Annotated in this window: 1 protein-coding gene; it reads right to left on the reverse strand. The window is 32.7% G+C overall.

Translation table 11 applies throughout. The annotated features are described in order from the left end of the window. Positions 1 to 32 precede the first annotated feature (32 nt). Positions 33 to 356: a hypothetical protein gene (locus tag FC46_RS09885; RefSeq protein ID WP_057800243.1), complete on the reverse strand. Its 324-nt coding sequence runs from the start codon at positions 354 to 356 to the stop codon at positions 33 to 35. Between the last annotated feature and the right edge of the window lie 375 nt (positions 357 to 731).

A 731-nucleotide genomic window follows, 5' to 3' on the forward strand; every position in this document is an offset into this window, starting at 1 on the left:
AAAATACCTCCGAAAAAAATTAATTATTAAAACTACTTATCCTGAGCTTCATCAGTAGAATTGATTTGCTTGGCCACTGCCGCAAATATGTCTTCTACTTCTTGTTCATTCAACTTAAAGCCTTTGCTCTTCAATCCATCTACCACTGCATTGCCGACCCGATTGATCTTCTTTTCATCAGATAGATTTTCTTGATCGTAGATCCTGATGTAACTCTTCATCAGATTGCTAGTGATTAATCGAAGCTTTTCCAAGCGCTTATTTTTGAAATGAACTCTGCCCAGAACATAACCACTTACTGCACAAATTACCCAAAAGAGTAGGGCAATTAGTTCGACATAATCATGAAGATCCATGATTAAAACTCACCTCTCTTTGACAGAGGAGGGGGTTAAAAGTCCATAAGACGTCACCTCTGTTATTGAATATTCAACGGGTACTTTTATTTTTTTGCACTTATTTGCACCTATTTACATATTTTTATTGCTAAAAATACGCTTATGTACTACAATAAGTGTATAAAAAATATGCTAATGATTTTATTTCCATTACCACACAGAAGATTAAATTCATTAGGTTTATTTGTAACTCGTTGACGGTTCATATAATATGCTCATAGAAATATTTAGTCAACCCCTAAATATGCTTTTAAGCATATTATTTTGAAGTAAAATATAAGGAATCCCTTGATATGATTGAATTTGAGCGTACTAAAGAATTAGCAAAAAAAA

The sequence above is a fragment of the Lactobacillus kalixensis DSM 16043 genome (assembly GCF_001434335.1).
GTDB classification, from domain to species: Bacteria; Bacillota; Bacilli; order Lactobacillales; family Lactobacillaceae; genus Lactobacillus; species Lactobacillus kalixensis.